9 protein-coding genes are annotated in these 15,605 nt (G+C 72.1%); 5 read left to right on the top strand and 4 right to left on the bottom strand.

What is annotated here, in order from left to right:
* Nucleotides 1–108 precede the first annotated feature (108 nt).
* Nucleotides 109–2,577: a glycoside hydrolase family 9 protein gene (locus ACZ4WZ_RS02725; RefSeq protein WP_467884325.1), complete on the bottom strand. Its 2,469-nt coding sequence runs from the start codon at nucleotides 2,575–2,577 to the stop codon at nucleotides 109–111.
* A 222-nt stretch (nucleotides 2,578–2,799) separates the two neighbouring features.
* On the bottom strand, nucleotides 2,800–5,724 hold the full coding sequence (locus tag ACZ4WZ_RS02720; RefSeq protein ID WP_467884324.1) for a glycoside hydrolase family 48 protein: 2,925 nt from the start codon (nucleotides 5,722–5,724) through the stop codon (nucleotides 2,800–2,802).
* Nucleotides 5,725–6,418: 694 nt separating this feature from the next.
* Between ACZ4WZ_RS02720 and ACZ4WZ_RS02715 the strand changes: the two genes are divergently transcribed.
* Nucleotides 6,419–8,167, top strand: coding sequence for a glycoside hydrolase family 6 protein (locus ACZ4WZ_RS02715; RefSeq protein WP_467884322.1), 1,749 nt, complete (start codon nucleotides 6,419–6,421; stop codon nucleotides 8,165–8,167).
* Between the two features lie 112 nt (nucleotides 8,168–8,279).
* Here the strand turns inward: ACZ4WZ_RS02715 and ACZ4WZ_RS02710 are convergent, their stop codons facing one another.
* Nucleotides 8,280–9,335, bottom strand: coding sequence for a LacI family DNA-binding transcriptional regulator (locus ACZ4WZ_RS02710; RefSeq protein WP_467884320.1), 1,056 nt, complete (start codon nucleotides 9,333–9,335; stop codon nucleotides 8,280–8,282).
* Nucleotides 9,336–9,766: 431 nt separating this feature from the next.
* On the opposite strand from ACZ4WZ_RS02710, the gene ACZ4WZ_RS02705 reads away from it, so the two are divergent.
* From ACZ4WZ_RS02705 to ACZ4WZ_RS02690, 4 genes are all read left to right on the top strand, one after another.
* Nucleotides 9,767–11,134, top strand: a complete 1,368-nt coding sequence (locus ACZ4WZ_RS02705; protein WP_467884319.1) for an ABC transporter substrate-binding protein — start codon at nucleotides 9,767–9,769, stop codon at nucleotides 11,132–11,134.
* Between the two features lie 117 nt (nucleotides 11,135–11,251).
* Nucleotides 11,252–12,301, top strand: a complete 1,050-nt coding sequence (locus ACZ4WZ_RS02700; protein WP_467884317.1) for a carbohydrate ABC transporter permease — start codon at nucleotides 11,252–11,254, stop codon at nucleotides 12,299–12,301.
* A gap of 4 nt (nucleotides 12,302–12,305) precedes the next feature.
* Entirely contained in the window at nucleotides 12,306–13,214 is a 909-nt protein-coding gene (locus tag ACZ4WZ_RS02695) for a carbohydrate ABC transporter permease (RefSeq protein WP_467884316.1), read from the top strand.
* Nucleotides 13,215–13,320: 106 nt separating this feature from the next.
* Nucleotides 13,321–14,763 carry a GH1 family beta-glucosidase gene (locus tag ACZ4WZ_RS02690; RefSeq protein ID WP_467884315.1) on the top strand — a complete coding sequence of 481 codons (1,443 nt, stop codon included), beginning with the start codon at nucleotides 13,321–13,323 and terminating at the stop codon, nucleotides 14,761–14,763.
* Nucleotides 14,764–14,876: 113 nt separating this feature from the next.
* Here ACZ4WZ_RS02690 and ACZ4WZ_RS02685 read toward each other — a convergent pair whose 3' ends face one another.
* Entirely contained in the window at nucleotides 14,877–15,587 is a 711-nt protein-coding gene (locus ACZ4WZ_RS02685; RefSeq protein WP_467884313.1) for a TetR/AcrR family transcriptional regulator, read from the bottom strand.
* Nucleotides 15,588–15,605: the final 18 nt, after the last annotated feature.

The following is a 15,605-nucleotide window of genomic DNA, read 5'->3' as shown; positions in this document are numbered from 1 at the left end:
CCCCCCCCCCCCCCCCCCTCCCCCCCCCCCCCCCCACCCCCCCCCACCCCCCCCCCCCCCCCCCCCCCCCTCCCCCCCCCCCCCGGCCCGGCAGGGCGTGGTGAGCGGTCAGGAGCAGAGTGCACCGTTCAGCGTGAAGCGCGCCGGGATGGCGTTGGTGCCCGAATACGTCGCCTGGAAGCCGAAGCCCGCGCTGCCGCCGGGCTCCAGCGTGCCGTTCCACCCGGCGTCCCGGGCGGTGACCGTGCTGCCCGACTGGGTCACCGTGGCGTTCCAGCCGTTGCTGATCCGCTGGTCACCCGCGAAGCTCCAGCCGAGGGTCCAGCCGGAGATCGCCGTGGTTCCGGTGTTCCTCACGGTCACCGTCGCGGTGAAACCGTCGCCCCAGGCGTTGTCGGTCCGGTACGCCACCGTGCAGGAGGCCGCCGACGCGTCGTCGTCCGCCTCCGTCGCCGTGAACGCCGCCGACCGCACGCCAGGACCACCGGCCGTGAACGTCGCGCTGCCCGGCGAGGTGTCGGCGTCCTGCGCGGCGAGGACCGGAACCTGCTGCGCGGTGGCCCAGTCGGCGGGGGTGAACACCAGGGTCGCGGCTGCCGACAGGTCCTCGTCGCCGGAGTTCCGGGCCACCGTCACCGTCACGTTCTGCGCGGGCGCGGCCGAGAGCCGCACGCGCACCGGCGCCGAGCCGCCCTCCGGGACCGTCACGGCTGCCGGGGTCACCTGGACCACGGGCGCCGCCGGGGCACCGCGCCGCTCGGCCGCGAAGGCCGCCAGCCAGGCCAGTGAGGCGTTCCAGTTGATGGCCACCTCGTTGGTGGAGTACGAGCCGATGTCGTCCACGTAGCACGCCGCCGGGGCGCAGCCCGCCAGCTTCTCCTTGGCCACCGGGTCCTCCAGCCCGGCGTTGGGCCCTCCGGCGAAGGAGCCGGCCGGCGGGTGCGGCAGCGAGGCGTCGTTCTGGTGCGCCCAGAACCGGTGGTGCTGGTTCTCGGAGTAGCGGTCGCCGTAGCCGGTGACGTAGGAGAGGCCGAGCGCGTTGCGGCCGAGCAGGTAGTCCAGGGATTCCAGCGCTCCGGCCCGGTAGCGCTGCTGCCCGGTGATCTCGTACGCGACGGCCAGCACCATCGCGTTGTTGGTGACGGAACTGTTGGAGCCCCACCCGTACCCGGTGGCGGGCAGCGGCACCGCGTAGCCCTGTCCGGCCATGGTGGACAGGTGGCCGTCGGCGGCCGCGGTCAGCAGGCCGCGCAGCCGGGTCACGTCGGCGGCGGGCAGGGGCACGCCGGGGACGGTGGCGAGGGTGATGCGGCCGAGCGTCGCGGTGCCGCCCCACCAGAACGGGTCGACGGGCTTGGTGTGGTGCGGGGAGGAGGTGACGGCGTCCCGGTACGGGGACTCGCCGGTGGTGGCCAGGAGTTCCGCCGCCGCCCAGTAGAACTCGTCGGAGACGTCGGCGTCCTCGTACGCACCGCCGCCGGTGTTGTCGCTCGCCGGGGCCAGCACGTTCGGATCCGCCCTGGCGGCCGTCCAGGCGCGGCGGGCCGCGTCCAGGCAGCGCGAGGAGAACGCGGCGTCGTACGGCGCGTACACGCGGGCGCACTGCGCGGCCGAGGCGGCCAGGTTCAGCGTCGCGGCGGTCGACGGCCTGTGCAGCTCACGCTGCTCGGCGTCCAGCTCCGGCCGGGTCGGCAGGGCGGTCCACTGGGCGTCGTGCATCTTGTGGAAGGCCATCCCGGCCATCGGCTTCCCGGCCGGGACCTGCATCCGCAGCAGGAACTCCAGCTCCCAACGGGCCTCGTCCAGCACGTCCGGCGTCCCGTTGCCGCGCTCCGGCACCCGCAGCGTCGCATCGCCGAGTGCCGCTTCGCCGCCCGAACGGCGGGCGCGCTCGTAGGAGTTGACCATCTCCCAGACCGAGATGCCGCCGTTGACCACGTACTTGCCCTGGTCGCCCGCGTCGTACCAGCCGCCGCGCACGTCCAGCTGGTAGTCGCACACCCCGGGTTGGCAGGGGACGCGGGTGTCACCCTTGTTCGGGGCGACGCCCAGGTGCCCGGCGGGGCGGGCGTACGCGCTGCCGCCCGCCAGGGCGGCGTCGATCGCGATGCCGCTGCGCTGCTGGTAGAAGAACGACATGCTGTCGGCGCGCAGCCCGTCGTACAGGGACGCGGCGATGTCGAAGGGGTGGCTGGTCCGGCCGTCGACGACCAGGGTGAAGGCGGTGCCGGTGCCGGTGTACGCGCCGAAGTCCACCAGGTGCGTGGACTGGCCGGAAGCCCGGTCGGCGCCGTGCACCGTGGTGGAGCCCGAGGCGGCCACCGCACCGGAGGCGTCGCGCAGTTGCCAGGCGAGCGGGGCCGTCGCGGAGCCGACCACGGTGGCCCGCTTGGGGCCGTCGGGCAGGTAGCCGAGCTGGTTGACCCTGACGGGCGAGTCGGCGGCGGCCGCGGTGGCGGCGGCCGCGACCGGAACGGTCAGGGCGGTCGCGGACAGGCCGCCGACCGCCAGCGCGAAGCCGGCGAGCACGGCGGCCGCGCGACGTGGCACGCGGCGGGCGGAGGTGACAGGAGACACGGTGGGTCCTTCCTCGTCGGGGGAGCTGTGGGAGCCGTCAAGCGACGGGTTTTCGCGTGTGGTCGGGGGAACCGGAGCCGGGGACGGGTGGGCCGCTCGGGCGGCGACGCCGCCCGGGTTCCCGGGAGGGCGTGGGACGGGCGGACGCGTAGGGGCCGGGCAGGCCCTGAGGGCCTGCCCGGCCTCGTCGTACGCGGAGCGGTCTCCGGGCGGGGCGCTCTGTTATTCGAGCAGCTCCGCGTACGAGCCCATGGCCAGGGCGATGTCGGCCTGGGCCCAGAACCGGTGGTAGGTGAAGACGGGCGCGGCGCCGCCCGCGAGGTAGGCCTCGACCTTCGGCCAGGCCGGGTCGTTCTTGTAGAAGCCGCGGATCGAGGCGAAGGTGGACGAGGAGTTCACCGTGTCGCCGTTCGGCATCTTTCCGGTCCACGTGCTGGGCACGTACACCGGGTCGTTGAAGCGCTTGTAGTCGGTCCGGGTCTCCTGGACGGAGAGGCCCAGCGGGTCCCGGTGGTGGGCCCACATGCCGTCGAGCAGGGCCTTGGCGACCCGCTTGGCCTCGGCGTTCCCGGACTTCGCGGCGTAGTAGGTCAAGGTCTTGGCGTACGCGGCGGCCACGCCCACGTCGTCGGTGTAGTCGGCGACGGTGACGTGCAGGCCCGCGTTGGCGCCGGGAGCCGCCGGGTTCCAGGTGTCGGGGGCGCCGGACCACTTGAGGGTGGAGGGGATCCGGTAGGTGCCGTCGGGGTTGATCGTGGTCTTCGACAGGGCCCAGCCCACCCACTTGTCGAGCAGGGCCTTGGCGCCCGCGTCGCCCGTCCGCTCGTAGAGCTCGGCGACCCGCTCCATGGACCAGGCCTGGAAGCCGAACCACTGGTTGGACGGCGGGTCCTGGTAGACCGGCTTCTCGTCGTAGAAGAGGCCGTGGAAGGTGGGGGTCCCGGCCGGGGGCTGTGCGTAGCGCCCCTGCCAGCTGTTGGTGGCGCCGCCCGCGATGGCGCCCTCGTCGGACTGGAGCCAGCGGTAGAACTCCAGCTGCCGGTCGAGGCTGGTCGCCCAGTCCGTGGCGCCGGACGGCGACTTGGGCTTCAGCGGGGCGTACTCGCTGAGCGCGTAGGCGGCGAGGGGGTTCTGGTACCCGCTGTGGGCGTGGCTGGAGCCGATCCGCCAGGACCAGCCGGCCGCGGTGTCGGTGGCGCCGCCCCAGGCGTAGTACCAGGACATCAGGTAGTGCGCGCTGTCCTTGCCGGTTCCGGCGGGGCAGGCGGTGGGGCCGACGCAGTTCCCGGCCTTCTTGAAGTACTTGTCGAACATGGAGTACCGCAGGTAGTCACCCATCTTCGCCGCCTTGGAGACGGTCGCGGCGATCTGGGTCCCCTTGCCCTGCTCCTTGGCCCAGAGGTCGGCCCAGTAGGCGGCCTGGATGGCACGCGCGTCGGCGTCGGGGGCGTTGGTGAACTTCCACTGCTTGGCGTAGGAGGCGTCCCCGGTGAAGAGGTCGAGGTAGCCGTTCCTGCCGCCGTAGGTGAAGTTGTCGCAGGTCGGGTGCGGCACGGTCTCCCAGACCGATTCCTCGGGTCCGCGCTGGAAGGTGTTGATGTACGAGGGTCCGGTCGCGGTCGGTCCGGCGGAGCACTTCCCGGGCTCGTTGCCGTAGCCGTAGACGTTGTCGACGTCCTGGAGCCAGTGCATGCCGTAGATGTCGTCCGTGCCGTACGCGCTCTTCAGCTCACCGGCGATCGGGTCCGCGCCGGCGGCGACTCCTCCGTCGAGCCTGGCCGGGTACTGGGAGGGGAGGTCGTGCTCGGGTGCGTAGGTGGCGGGTTTGGAGGCGTTGTAGGAGCCGGTGGTCGGCTGGTCGGCACGGGTGGGGATCATGAACTTCTCCATGGTCTCCCACGCGCCGTTGAACCTGGCCCAGTCCCCGGTGATCTTCCCGTACATCGCCTGCAGCCAGATCAGATAGCTGTAGGCCTCCGAGGTCGTCTGGTGGCCGTGGTCCGGTGCTTCCACGATCAGCGTCTCCACGGAGTGGTACGGGATGCCCTCGGGCGAGAAGTAGCCGTTGGCCGCGTTGGTGATCTTCCCGTAGAGGTCGAGGAAGCGGGCGTCGTACGTGGAGTCGGCGGCCAGCTCGGTGACCGTCACCTCGGCCTTCGCGTGGCCGGGGGCGGTCACGGTGAAAACGGCGGAGCCGCTGCCGGTGGTCCCGGCGGTGACCGTCACCTTCTGGGCGGTGTTCCAGTTCGCCGGGGTGTACGTGAGCGTGGCGGGTGCCGCGGCGAGGTCGGTGTTGCCCGAGGTGCGGGCCACGCCCACCGTGACGTTCGTGGCGGGCTGCTTGGAGAGCTTCACGTCGAAGGTGCCCGTCTCCCCGCGGCGCACGGACAGCTGCGCGGGGCTGGCGACGAGCGCGGGACCGGCGGCGACGGTGATGCCGACGGGGGCCGACTCGGCGGAGGCCCCGAGGCTGTCGTGCGCCTTCGCGTAGAGGGAGTGGGAACCGGCCGCGAGGCCGGTGGCATCCAGGGTGAAGGGTGCCGTGGTGTCCGTGCCCAGGAGCGTGGTGTCGCTGTAGAACTCGACCTTGTTCACGGTGGCGCCGTCGGCCGCGGCGGCGGTGGCGGCCAGCGGGACGGGAGTGCCCGCCGTGTAGACGGCGCCCGCGGTGGGGCTGGTCAGGACGGCGACCGGGGGCTGGTGGGCTCCGGTGCACGGGGTGCCGTTGACGGCGAAGGACGTGGGGGCGGTGTTGGTCCCGGTGTAGCTGAACTGGGCGCCGGTGGTGACGGCCGCGCCGGCGGCGACGGTCCTGCTCCACTCCGGGGCCACGACGCGGACGCTCTTGCCGGACTGCGTCCACACGCCGTTCCAGCCGTTGGTCAGCCGCTGGTCGCCGGAGTGGTCGTAGGTGAGGTTCCAGCCGTCGAGAGCGGTCGTCGAGCGGTTGGTGAGGGTGAGCTCGGCGGTGAAGCCCGAGCCCCAGTCGTTGGTCCTGTAGTCGACGCTGCACCGCACCGCCGCGGCCGCGGCGGTGGGGGCGCCGACGGCCGTGAAGCCGAGGGGGAGGGAGAGGGCCACGGCCGTGGCGGACGCGGTCAACAGTCTGCGCCGTCCGTGGAATCGGGGTGGGGGGTGTGACGACATGCGGATGGTTCTCCTCGCGGCTCGGGGAGACGGGATGGAGGAACGGCCACGCACAAGCTTTGAACCAATGGGAGCGCTCCCACTGTGCAGACGCGTTCGGGCGGCGTCAAGACGCGTGAAGAGTCGAAAGGAATCCGCGAGGAATTTACCCGCCCCCTCTTTTGCTTGGCAGCCCTTGACGCTACGGTCTGGCCCCAACCAGTGGGAGCGGTTCCATCGGTCGGCGCGCCGTCGAGGCGCACCGCGCTGCGAGGACCCGCTCATCGGCACCTCCCGCGCCTGTCGGCACCGCTCGGCGGAGCGGCGCCGACCTCGCGCGACAGCGGTACCCGCCGCCATCGGCCACGAGGCCGCAGGCACGCGGGACCTGGTGGAGGCCGTGCGTGCGACCGGGGCCCGCGGTTTCCCGCCGGTCCCCGGGATCGCCCACAACGACCCGAGCCAGTGGCTCACCCTGTCCCCGCCCTCGCCCCGGTCGCGGACCGGGCCCCCGGTCGGGGGCGAGAGCGGCGAGCACACCCCCCTGCGGACACGCGTTCATCGGCCGCGCCACGGCCCGGTTCCGACGACCGCACCCGCTCCGCACGACGGCACCCCTTCCGCACGACGGCACCCCTCCGCACGACGGCACTCCCCCATTCGGCACCGGGCGCGCTACCTCCGGCGCGTCCTGAACTGGAAGGCACCCCACGACATGAGCCGCACCATCCCCCGCACCGCCTTACTGGCGGCCCTCAGTCTCGTCACGGCCGCCGGCGCCACCGCCACGGCGTTCGGTACCAGCGCCGGCGCAGTCACCGCCGGCTGCAAGGTCGAGTACCAGATCTCGAACCAGTGGGGCACCGGCTTCGGCGCCAACGTGATCGTCACCAACACCGGTGACCCCGTCGCCTCCTGGACCCTGGAGTGGTCCTACGCGAACGGCCAGCAGGTCACCCAGGGCTGGAACGCCACCCTCACCCAGTCCGGGGCCGCGGTGACCGCGAAGAGCATGTCCTACAACGGAGCGCTGGCCACGGGCGGTTCGACCTCCTTCGGGTTCAACGGTTCGCACACCGGCACGAACGCCGTCCCCGCGACCTTCAAGCTCAACGGCGTCACCTGCAACGGCGCCACCGACCCGACCCAGCCCCCGACCACACCCCCCACGACCCCGCCCACCACACCGCCGACCACGCCTCCGCCCACCGGCGGCAGGGCCGACAACCCCTACGCCGGCGCCAAGATGTACGTGAACCCCGAGTGGTCCGCCAACGCCGCCGCCGAACCGGGCGGCAGCAGGGTGTCCAACCAGCCCACCGCCGTATGGCTGGACCGCATCGCCCTCGTCACGGGCACGAGCGGCAAGATGGGACTGCGCGACCACCTCGACGCGGCCCTGGCACAGAAGGGCAGCGGCGAACTCGTCGTCCAGCTGGTGATCTACAACCTGCCCGGACGGGACTGCTCCGCGCTCGCCTCCAACGGCGAACTGGGCCCCACCGAGATCGACAAGTACAAGACGCAGTACATCGACCCGATCGCCGCCATCCTCGCCGAACCCAAGTACGCGGGGCTGCGGATCGTCACCACCGTCGAGATCGACTCACTGCCGAACCTGGTCACCAACGTCTCCGGCCGCCCCACCGCGACCCCGAACTGCGACGTGATGAAGGCCAACGGCAATTACATCAAGGGCGTCGGCTACGCCCTGAACAAGCTCGGCTCGATCGCCAACGTCTACAACTACGTCGACGCCGGCCACCACGGCTGGCTCGGCTGGGACGACAACCTCGGCGCCTCCGCCGAGATGTTCAAACAGGCCGCGACCGCCGAGGGTTCCACGCTCGCCAAGGTGCACGGCTTCGTCGTCAACACCGCCAACTACAGCGCCCTGAAGGAGGACCACTTCAAGATCGACGACTCCGTCAACGGCACCTCCGTGCGCCAGTCGAAGTGGGTCGACTGGAACCGCTACACCGACGAACTGTCCTACGCCCAGGGCATGCGGACCAAGCTGGTCTCCCTGGGCTTCGACGCCAACATCGGCATGCTCATCGACACCTCCCGCAACGGCTGGGGCGGCACCGCCCGCCCGACCGGACCCGGCGCGCTGACGAGCGTGGACACCTACGTCAACGGCGGCCGCTACGACCGGCGCATCCACCTCGGCAACTGGTGCAACCAGTCCGGCGCGGGACTGGGCGAACGACCGAAGGCGGCCCCGGCCGCCGGCATCGACGCCTACGTGTGGATCAAGCCCCCGGGCGAGTCCGACGGGGCGAGCAAGGAGATCCCGAACAACGAGGGCAAGGGGTTCGACCGGATGTGCGACCCCACCTACACGGGCAACGTACGCAACGGCAACAGCATGTCGGGAGCCCTCCCGGACGCCCCGCTCGCCGGCCAGTGGTTCTCCGCCCAGTTCCAGGAGCTCATGAAGAACGCCCACCCGGCGCTGTGACCCAGGGCGGGTGACGAGCCCGGAGCCTTGCGGAAGCGCTCCCTTCCGCGGGGCTCCGGGCCTCGGCGCGCTCCGTGCGGGGCGGACGGCGGGCCACCGCCGGCGGAACGGCTCAGGAGGAGTCCCGCACGACCAGTTCCGTCGGGAGCACCCGGCGCGGCTCCTCGCCACCGCCCCGCCACGGGCCGGCGCCGGCTACGGGGTCCTCCGCGATCTTCTGGAGCAGGAGCCGGGTCATCGTGCGGCCCATCTCCTCGATGGGCTGGCGCACGCTGGTCAGGGGCGGGTCCATCAGACGGGCCACCGTGGAGTCGTCGACCCCGACGAGGGCGACGTCCTCCGGGACCCGCCGGCCGGCCTCGCGCAGCGCGCCGCGCGCGCCGGCCGCCATCACGTCGGAGGCGGCGAAGACGGCGTCCAGACCGGGGGCGCGCTCCAGGAGCTCGCGCATCGCCAGCCGGCCGCCCTCCTCGGTGAAGTCCGCGGTCGCCTCGAGCGACTCGTCGGGCTGGATCGCGGCCTCGGCGAGGCCCGCACGGTAGCCGCCCAGGCGGGCGCGGGCCACGTACATGTCCAGCGGCCCGCTGATGGTCGCGATCCTGGACCGGCCGCGCCCCGCGAGGTGGGCGACGGCCGCGCGTCCCGCACCGATGTTGTCGGAGTCCACGTAGGCCACCGGCTCGGCCTCCGAACGCCGCCCGTTCATGACGACCGGCAGGCCCAGCCTGGCGATCCGGTCGGGCAGCGGGTCGTTGCCGTGGACCGACGCCAGCAGGACGCCGTCGACCCGCTGGGCCGCCAGGTAGTGCTCGAACCGCTGCCGCTCGGCCTCGGTCCGGACGAGGGTGAGCAGCAGCTGCTTGTCGGCCTCGGCCAGCTCGGCGCTGACCCCGCGGATCAGGTCGAGGAAGTACGGCTCCGAGAACAGCCGGGCCTCGGTCTCCGGAATGACCAGGGCCACCGCGTCGGTGCGGCTGCCGGCCAGCGCCCTGGCCGCCTGATTGGGTACGTACCCCAGCTCCGCGACAGCCCGGGCCACGGCGTCCCTGGCCCGCTCGCTCACCCGCGGCGATCCGTTGATGACCCGGGAGACCGTGCCCCGGCCGACACCGGCCAGGGCCGCGACCTCTTCCAGAGTGGGCCTGGCGCCGCTCTGCCGTCCGCTCACGCTCGTGGACTCCCCTCGTGTTCCATCGCACTCCGCACCGGGCGCGGGCCCGGCCCGCCGATCAGGTCGGCAGGACGGCGCACCCGCCCCCGTAGCCGTGGGACACGTTACGCCGACGAGCGGGTGGGAGCGCTCCCACCGTACCGGCAATCCTCTGCCGCCACCACGCTCGCGTTCAGCACCTGACACCGGCCGCGCGCTCGCGAAGGAAGCCGCCCGGGCCCGAGGCCCCCTGTGTAATGAATTCGCGTTCCTCTCTTGACACTTGGACCCGCCAGGCAGCAACCTTCCGGCAACGACGTGGGAGCGCTCCCATCCACGGGTGCGGCAACGGCTTTCACATCAGGTCCGGGCGGGCCCTGGCCGAGCCGCGAACAGCCCGCCGGACCCCATGGCGCACAACCGGCAGCACCTTGGACGAGGAGAGTGGAATGCGCACTTCCAGCAGCAGGCACGGACGCGTACGCGGACGCCGCACCGTGATCAACGCGGTCGCCGCGGTCGCCGTCGTGGCGACCGGTACGGCCCTGCTCACCGGCTGCGGCGGTGACGGCGACCAGGGCAAGGGCGACGGCGCGGCCGGCGGCGAGCAGATCACGCTGCGGATCGGGACCTTCGGTTCCTTCGGCTACGACGACGCGACCGGAGCCAAGCTCTACGCCGAGTACATGAAGGCCCACCCGAACATCAAGATAGAAGAGTCGAACGTCGCGGACGGCCAGAAGTACTGGGACACCCTCAAGCTGCGCCTCTCCCGCAACAGCGGTCTCGCGGACATCCAGGCCCTGGAGGTCGGCTACATCGCGGAGGCGACCGGACCCGCCATGGCCGACAAGTGGACCGACCTCGGCAAGACGGGCGGCGCGGACCTCAGCGCGTTCCTCGACTGGAAGGTCAAGCAGGCCACGACGGGCGACGGCAAGGTGATCGGCCTCGGCACGGACATCGGCCCGATGGCCATCTGCTACAACAAGGACCTCTTCGCCAAGGCCGGCCTGCCGACCGACCGCACGGAAGTGGCCAAGCTCTGGGCGGGCGACTGGGCGAAGTTCATCCAGACCGGCGAGGCGTACAAGAAGAACGCCCCCGAGGGGACTTCCTTCCACGACTCCGCGAGCGGCCTGTTCAACGCCGTGATCGCCAGCGAGCCGGTGCAGTACGCCAACGCCAAGGGCGAGCTTGACTACGAGAACAGTCCGGGCGTGAGGAAGGCCTGGGACACCGCCGTGGCGGCGGCCAAGGGCGAAATGACCGCGAAGCTGCGCCAGTTCGACGAGAAGGGCACGTGGAACGCGGCCTTCAAGAACGCGAAGTTCGCCACCGTGGCCTGCCCGAGCTGGATGACCGGCATGATCAAGGACCAGGCGGGCGCGGAGAACCAGGGGAAGTGGGACATCGCCGCACCGCCCGTGGCCGGGAACTGGGGCGGCTCCTTCCTCGCCGTCCCGAAGTCGGGCAAGCACGCCAAGGAGGCGGCCGAACTCGCCGCCTGGCTCACCGCTCCGGCCCAGCACGCCAAGGTCTTCGGCGTGAACGGCAACATCCCCTCCTCCAAGGACACCCTCGGCTCCCCGGTGGTGCAGGGCGCGAAGCTGGCGTACTTCGGCGACACCCCGGTCGGCAAGATCTACTCGGATGCCGCGGCCGGCATCACGCCCGCCCCGATCAGCCGCTGGGACGGACAGGTGAAGACCTTCCTCACCGACAACGGCATCCTCGACATCGAGCAGCGCGGCACCGACCCGGCGAAGGCCTGGGAGAACGTCAGGAAGCTGGTCGCGGACAAGATCGACAAGTAGCGGGGCCCGCGGCGGCCCGCCCCCGCCCGCCTCCCACCGCCTCCCCGCGGGTGGCGGTGGGCCGCCGCCGTCCGCGCCACCGCGCCACCGCACGCATCGACCTGGAAGGACGCCCCCGTGGCCACCTCCGTACGGGCGACCAGTGGCGGCTCCCCGCCGCCCGCCGCGCAGCCCCCGGCCCCCAGCACCGGCTCCCGCAAGCAGCGGCCCTCCGGCCGGGGCGGACTGCGCAGCACGCTCTACCGCCTGGACCTGAAGGCGGTCCCCTACGTCTTCCTCGCCCCCTTCTTCCTCACCTTCGCGGCCTTCGGACTCTTCCCCCTGATCTACACGGGCTGGCTCTCGCTCCACCGGGTGGAACTCGGCGGCAGCGCGCGGTGGAAGGGGCTGGAGAACTACACCTCCCTGGCGGGCAGCGAGTTCTTCTGGAACGCCCTCGCCAACACCTTCACCATCGGCGTGATCTCCACCGTTCCCCAGCTGCTGATGGCCCTCGGCCTCGCCCACCTGCTCAACTACCGGCTCCGTGACCGCGGTTTCTTCCGCGTGGCGGTGCTCGCCCCGTACGCCACCTCGATCGCGGCGGCGACGCTCGTCTTCGCGCAGCTGTTCAACACCGACTACGGGCTGATCAACACGGTGCTGGGCTGGGCCGGCTTCGATCCGGTCGCCTGGGAATCCTCCAAGTGGCCCGCCCAGATCGCGATCTCGGTCATCGTGACGTGGCGCTGGACCGGCTACAACGCCCTCATCTACCTGGCCGCGATGCAGGCCGTACCCCAGGACCTCTACGAGGCCGCCGCGTTGGACGGGGCTTCGCGCTGGCGCCAGTTCCTCAGCGTGACCATCCCCTCGATCCGGCCGACGATCCTGTTCACGGTCGTCGTCTCGACCATCGGGGCCACCCAGCTCTTCGGCGAGCCGATGCTCTTCGGCGGCAGTGTCGGCATCAGCGGCGGCAGCGGCAACCAGTTCCAGACGCTGAGCCTGCTCATGTACGAGAAGGGCTGGACGACCGGCGCGCTGGGCCAGGCCTCCGCCATCGCCTGGGTCATGCTCCTGCTCCTCCTGCTCATCGGCGGCCTCCAGGCTCTGGTCGCCCGCTCGAACCGCAACCGCCGTACCCGCCCCCGCCCCGGCCGCACGCACACGAAGGCGGGGAGCTGAACCCATGAGCCGCACACTCGACACGACCCCCGCCGGCACGACCCCCGCCGGCACGCCGCGCGCCAGGCGCCTCCGCCCGTCGGCCGGCCGCCAGCACCACGCCGGACCGCTGACCTACGTCCTGCTCGGCCTCGCCGCCCTGGTCTCCCTCTTCCCCCTGTACTGGAACCTGGTCGCCGCCTCCCACACCGGCGAACGCGTGGTGGAGGCTCCGGCCCCGCTCCTGCCGGGCCCCCGGCTGTTCGACAACCTCTCCTTCGCCTGGAACCAGGTCGACATGGGCGAGGCACTGGTCAACACGACGGTCGTGGCCGGGCTCGTGGCCCTGTCCACCGTCCTGTTCTCCACCCTGGCCGGCTTCGCCTTCGCCAAACTGCCCTTCAGGGGCAAGGGCGCGCTGCTGGCGCTCGTGGTGGCCACCATGACGATCCCGCCGCAGCTCAGTGTGATCCCGCTCTACCAGATCATCACCGACCTCGGCTGGGTCGACCAGCTCCAGTCGGTCGTCCTGCCCTCCTTGGTCGCCGCCTTCGGCGTGTTCTTCATGCGCCAGTACCTCGTCGAGGCCTTGCCCGTGGAACTGGTGGAGGCGGCACGGATGGACGGCGCGCACAGCCTGCGCATCATCTGGCACGTGGTGTTCCCGGTGGCCCGGCCCGCGATGGCGGTCCTGGGCATGCTCGTCTTCGTGCAGGCGTGGAACGACTTCTTCTGGCCGTTCATCGCACTGACCCCCGACGGGAACCCCACCCTCCAGGTCGCCCTGGCCGGCCTCGGAGCGGGAAACCACACCGTCGACCAGGCCGTCGTACTGACCGGGGCGCTCATCTCCACCCTGCCGCTGCTGCTGGTCTTCGCCGTCCTCGGCAAGCACATCGTGGGCGGCATCACCGCCGGCGCCGTCAAGAACTGAGGACGTCCACCGAGGACGCCGACCCGGCTTCTTGCGGCCCCAGTTCATCCGGCACCCACGTCATCCGGCACCACTTCGTCCAAGCCCGCGTTGGGAGCGCTCTCCTATGACCGCGTCCGAGACCCGGCCGCTCACGGCCACCCGCACCTTCCCGCCCGACTTCCTCTGGGGCACGGCCACCGCCGCGTACCAGATCGAGGGCGCCGCCCGAGAGGACGGCCGGACCCCGTCCATCTGGGACACCTTCTCCCACACCCCCGGCAAGGTCTTCGAAGGCCACACCGGTGACGTGGCCGTGGACCACTACCACCGGTTCCCCGAGGACGTCCGTCTCATGTCGGAACTCGGCCTGGGTGCCTACCGGTTCTCCGTCTCCTGGTCACGCGTTCAGCCCACGGGCCGGGGCCCCGCCGTCCAGAAGGGCCTGGACTTCTACCGCCGGCTCGTCGACGAACTGCTCGCCGCCGGCATCACACCCGCCCTGACCCTCTACCACTGGGACCTCCCCCAGCACCTCGAGGACGCGGGCGGCTGGCCCGAGCGCGCGACCGCGGAGCGGTTCGCCGCGTACACGGGCCTGGTGGCCGACGCCCTCGGAGACCGGGTGAAACACTGGATCACCCTCAACGAGCCCTGGTGCAGCGCGTTCCTCGGCTACGCCTCCGGCGTCCACGCACCCGGCCGTACGGACCCGGTCGCCGCCCTGCGCGCCGCCCATCACCTCAACCTCGGTCACGGCCTCGCCGTCCAGGCCCTGCGCGCGGCGCTGCCCGGGGACGCTCAGGTCGCGGTCTCCCTCAACCTCCACGAGGTGCGCCCCCTGACCTCCTCGTCCGAGGACCGGGAGGCGGCCCGGCGCATCGACGCCGTCGGCAACCGGATCTGGCTCGGACCGATGCTGGAGGGCGCGTACCCCGAGGACCTCCTCGCGGACACCGCGCACCTGACCGACTGGTCCTTCGTCCGGGACGGCGACACCGCCGCCGTGCACCAGCGCCTGGACCTGCTCGCCGTGAACTACTACACCCCGACGGTCGTCTCCCACGCGGCGCGGGGCGGACCGGTGCCGCAGGACGACGGGCACGGCGACAGCGCGCACTCGCCGTGGCCCGGAGCGGAGGGCGTGGCCTTCCACCGGGCGCCTGGCGAGCGCACGGCGATGGACTGGCCGGTCGACGCCGGCGCCCTCTACGACCTGCTGACCCGGACCGCCGCCCGGTACCCCGGGCTGCCGCTCGTGATCAGCGAGAACGGGGCGGCGTACGAGGACGAGGTCGGCCCCGACGGCACGGTCCACGACCCGGAGCGCGCCGCCTACGTCCACGCCCACCTCGACGCGGTGCACCGGGCGATCAAGGACGGGGCGGACGTGCGCGGCTACTTCCTCTGGTCGCTGCTCGACAACTTCGAGTGGTCCTACGGCTACGCCAAGCGGTTCGGCGCCATCCACGTCGACTACGACACCCTGGAGCGCACACCCAAATCGAGCGCGCACTGGTACTCCCGCGTGGCCCGGACGGGCGAGCTGCGCCCTCCCGGCGGGGCGTAGCGGGCGTGCCGGTGGACTCGGCAGCGGTACGAGAGCCCACCGGCACGCGGTGCGTCATGCGCCGCGCTGCTGGCTCCCCGTCCTGACGGGCACGCGGGCGGGACGGACCCGTCTCAGGCCCCGGCCGCCGCGGGGCGGAGCGCCGCCAGTGCGCCGAGCATCAGTTCCAGGGCGAAGGGGTAGCCGCTGTCCCTCATGTCGGCGGCGAGCAGCGGGAAGACCTCGGCGATGTGCGGGTGGGTGTGGGCCGACAGCCTGCCGTAGACCGAGTTCCAGACCGCCGCGTCCGCCTCCCGGGCCGCCTTCGGCAGTGCGAGCGCGGCGGCGTCCTGGGCGGCGAACGCCAGGGCCTGGTCGACGAACGCGTGGTAGGCGCGGACGGCGAGGGGGTCCGGGAAGCCCGCCGAGCGGAGGATGCCGAGGATGCGCTCGACGGCCCGGGTCTCATGGGGGCGTCCCGTGGTGCGGTACGCGCCGAGGACGGCGGCCTGCGGGTGCGAGAGGTAGCAGGCGTGGATCCGCAGGCCCATCGACCGCAGGTCCTCCCGCCAGTCCCCGCTTGCCCGCCAGCCCTCCTGGGCCCTGCCGATCAGTTCGTCCGCGAGGGCGAGGAGGAGGGCGTCGGTGTTGCGGAAGTAGCGGTAGAGCGCGCTCGGATCGGCGCCGAGCGCGGCGCCCAGTCTCCGTACGGAGAGCGCTTCGGCGCCGTGCTGGGCCACCAGCCGCAGCGCCGTCTCGACGATGAGCCCCTCCGAGAGGACGGCGCCCTGCTTGGTGGGCCTGCGGCGCCGGCGTCCGCCTTCGGGGATGACACGTTCGGACATGGCCGGGACCTTACGTCA

It is taken from the genome of Streptomyces sp. NPDC029122 (assembly GCF_055569445.1).
Note: the sequence above shows the minus strand (reverse complement) of the source record. Positions and strands in the feature narration are given on the sequence as shown.

Coding starts and splice junctions, on each gene's coding strand:
- ACZ4WZ_RS02720 (WP_467884324.1), bottom strand. CDS start 5,724: ATGTCGTCACACCCCCCACCCCGATTCCACGGACGGCGCAGACTGTTG.
- ACZ4WZ_RS02715 (WP_467884322.1), top strand. CDS start 6,419: ATGAGCCGCACCATCCCCCGCACCGCCTTACTGGCGGCCCTCAGTCTC.
- ACZ4WZ_RS02705 (WP_467884319.1), top strand. CDS start 9,767: ATGCGCACTTCCAGCAGCAGGCACGGACGCGTACGCGGACGCCGCACC.
- ACZ4WZ_RS02695 (WP_467884316.1), top strand. CDS start 12,306: ATGAGCCGCACACTCGACACGACCCCCGCCGGCACGACCCCCGCCGGC.
- ACZ4WZ_RS02690 (WP_467884315.1), top strand. CDS start 13,321: ATGACCGCGTCCGAGACCCGGCCGCTCACGGCCACCCGCACCTTCCCG.
- ACZ4WZ_RS02685 (WP_467884313.1), bottom strand. CDS start 15,587: ATGTCCGAACGTGTCATCCCCGAAGGCGGACGCCGGCGCCGCAGGCCC.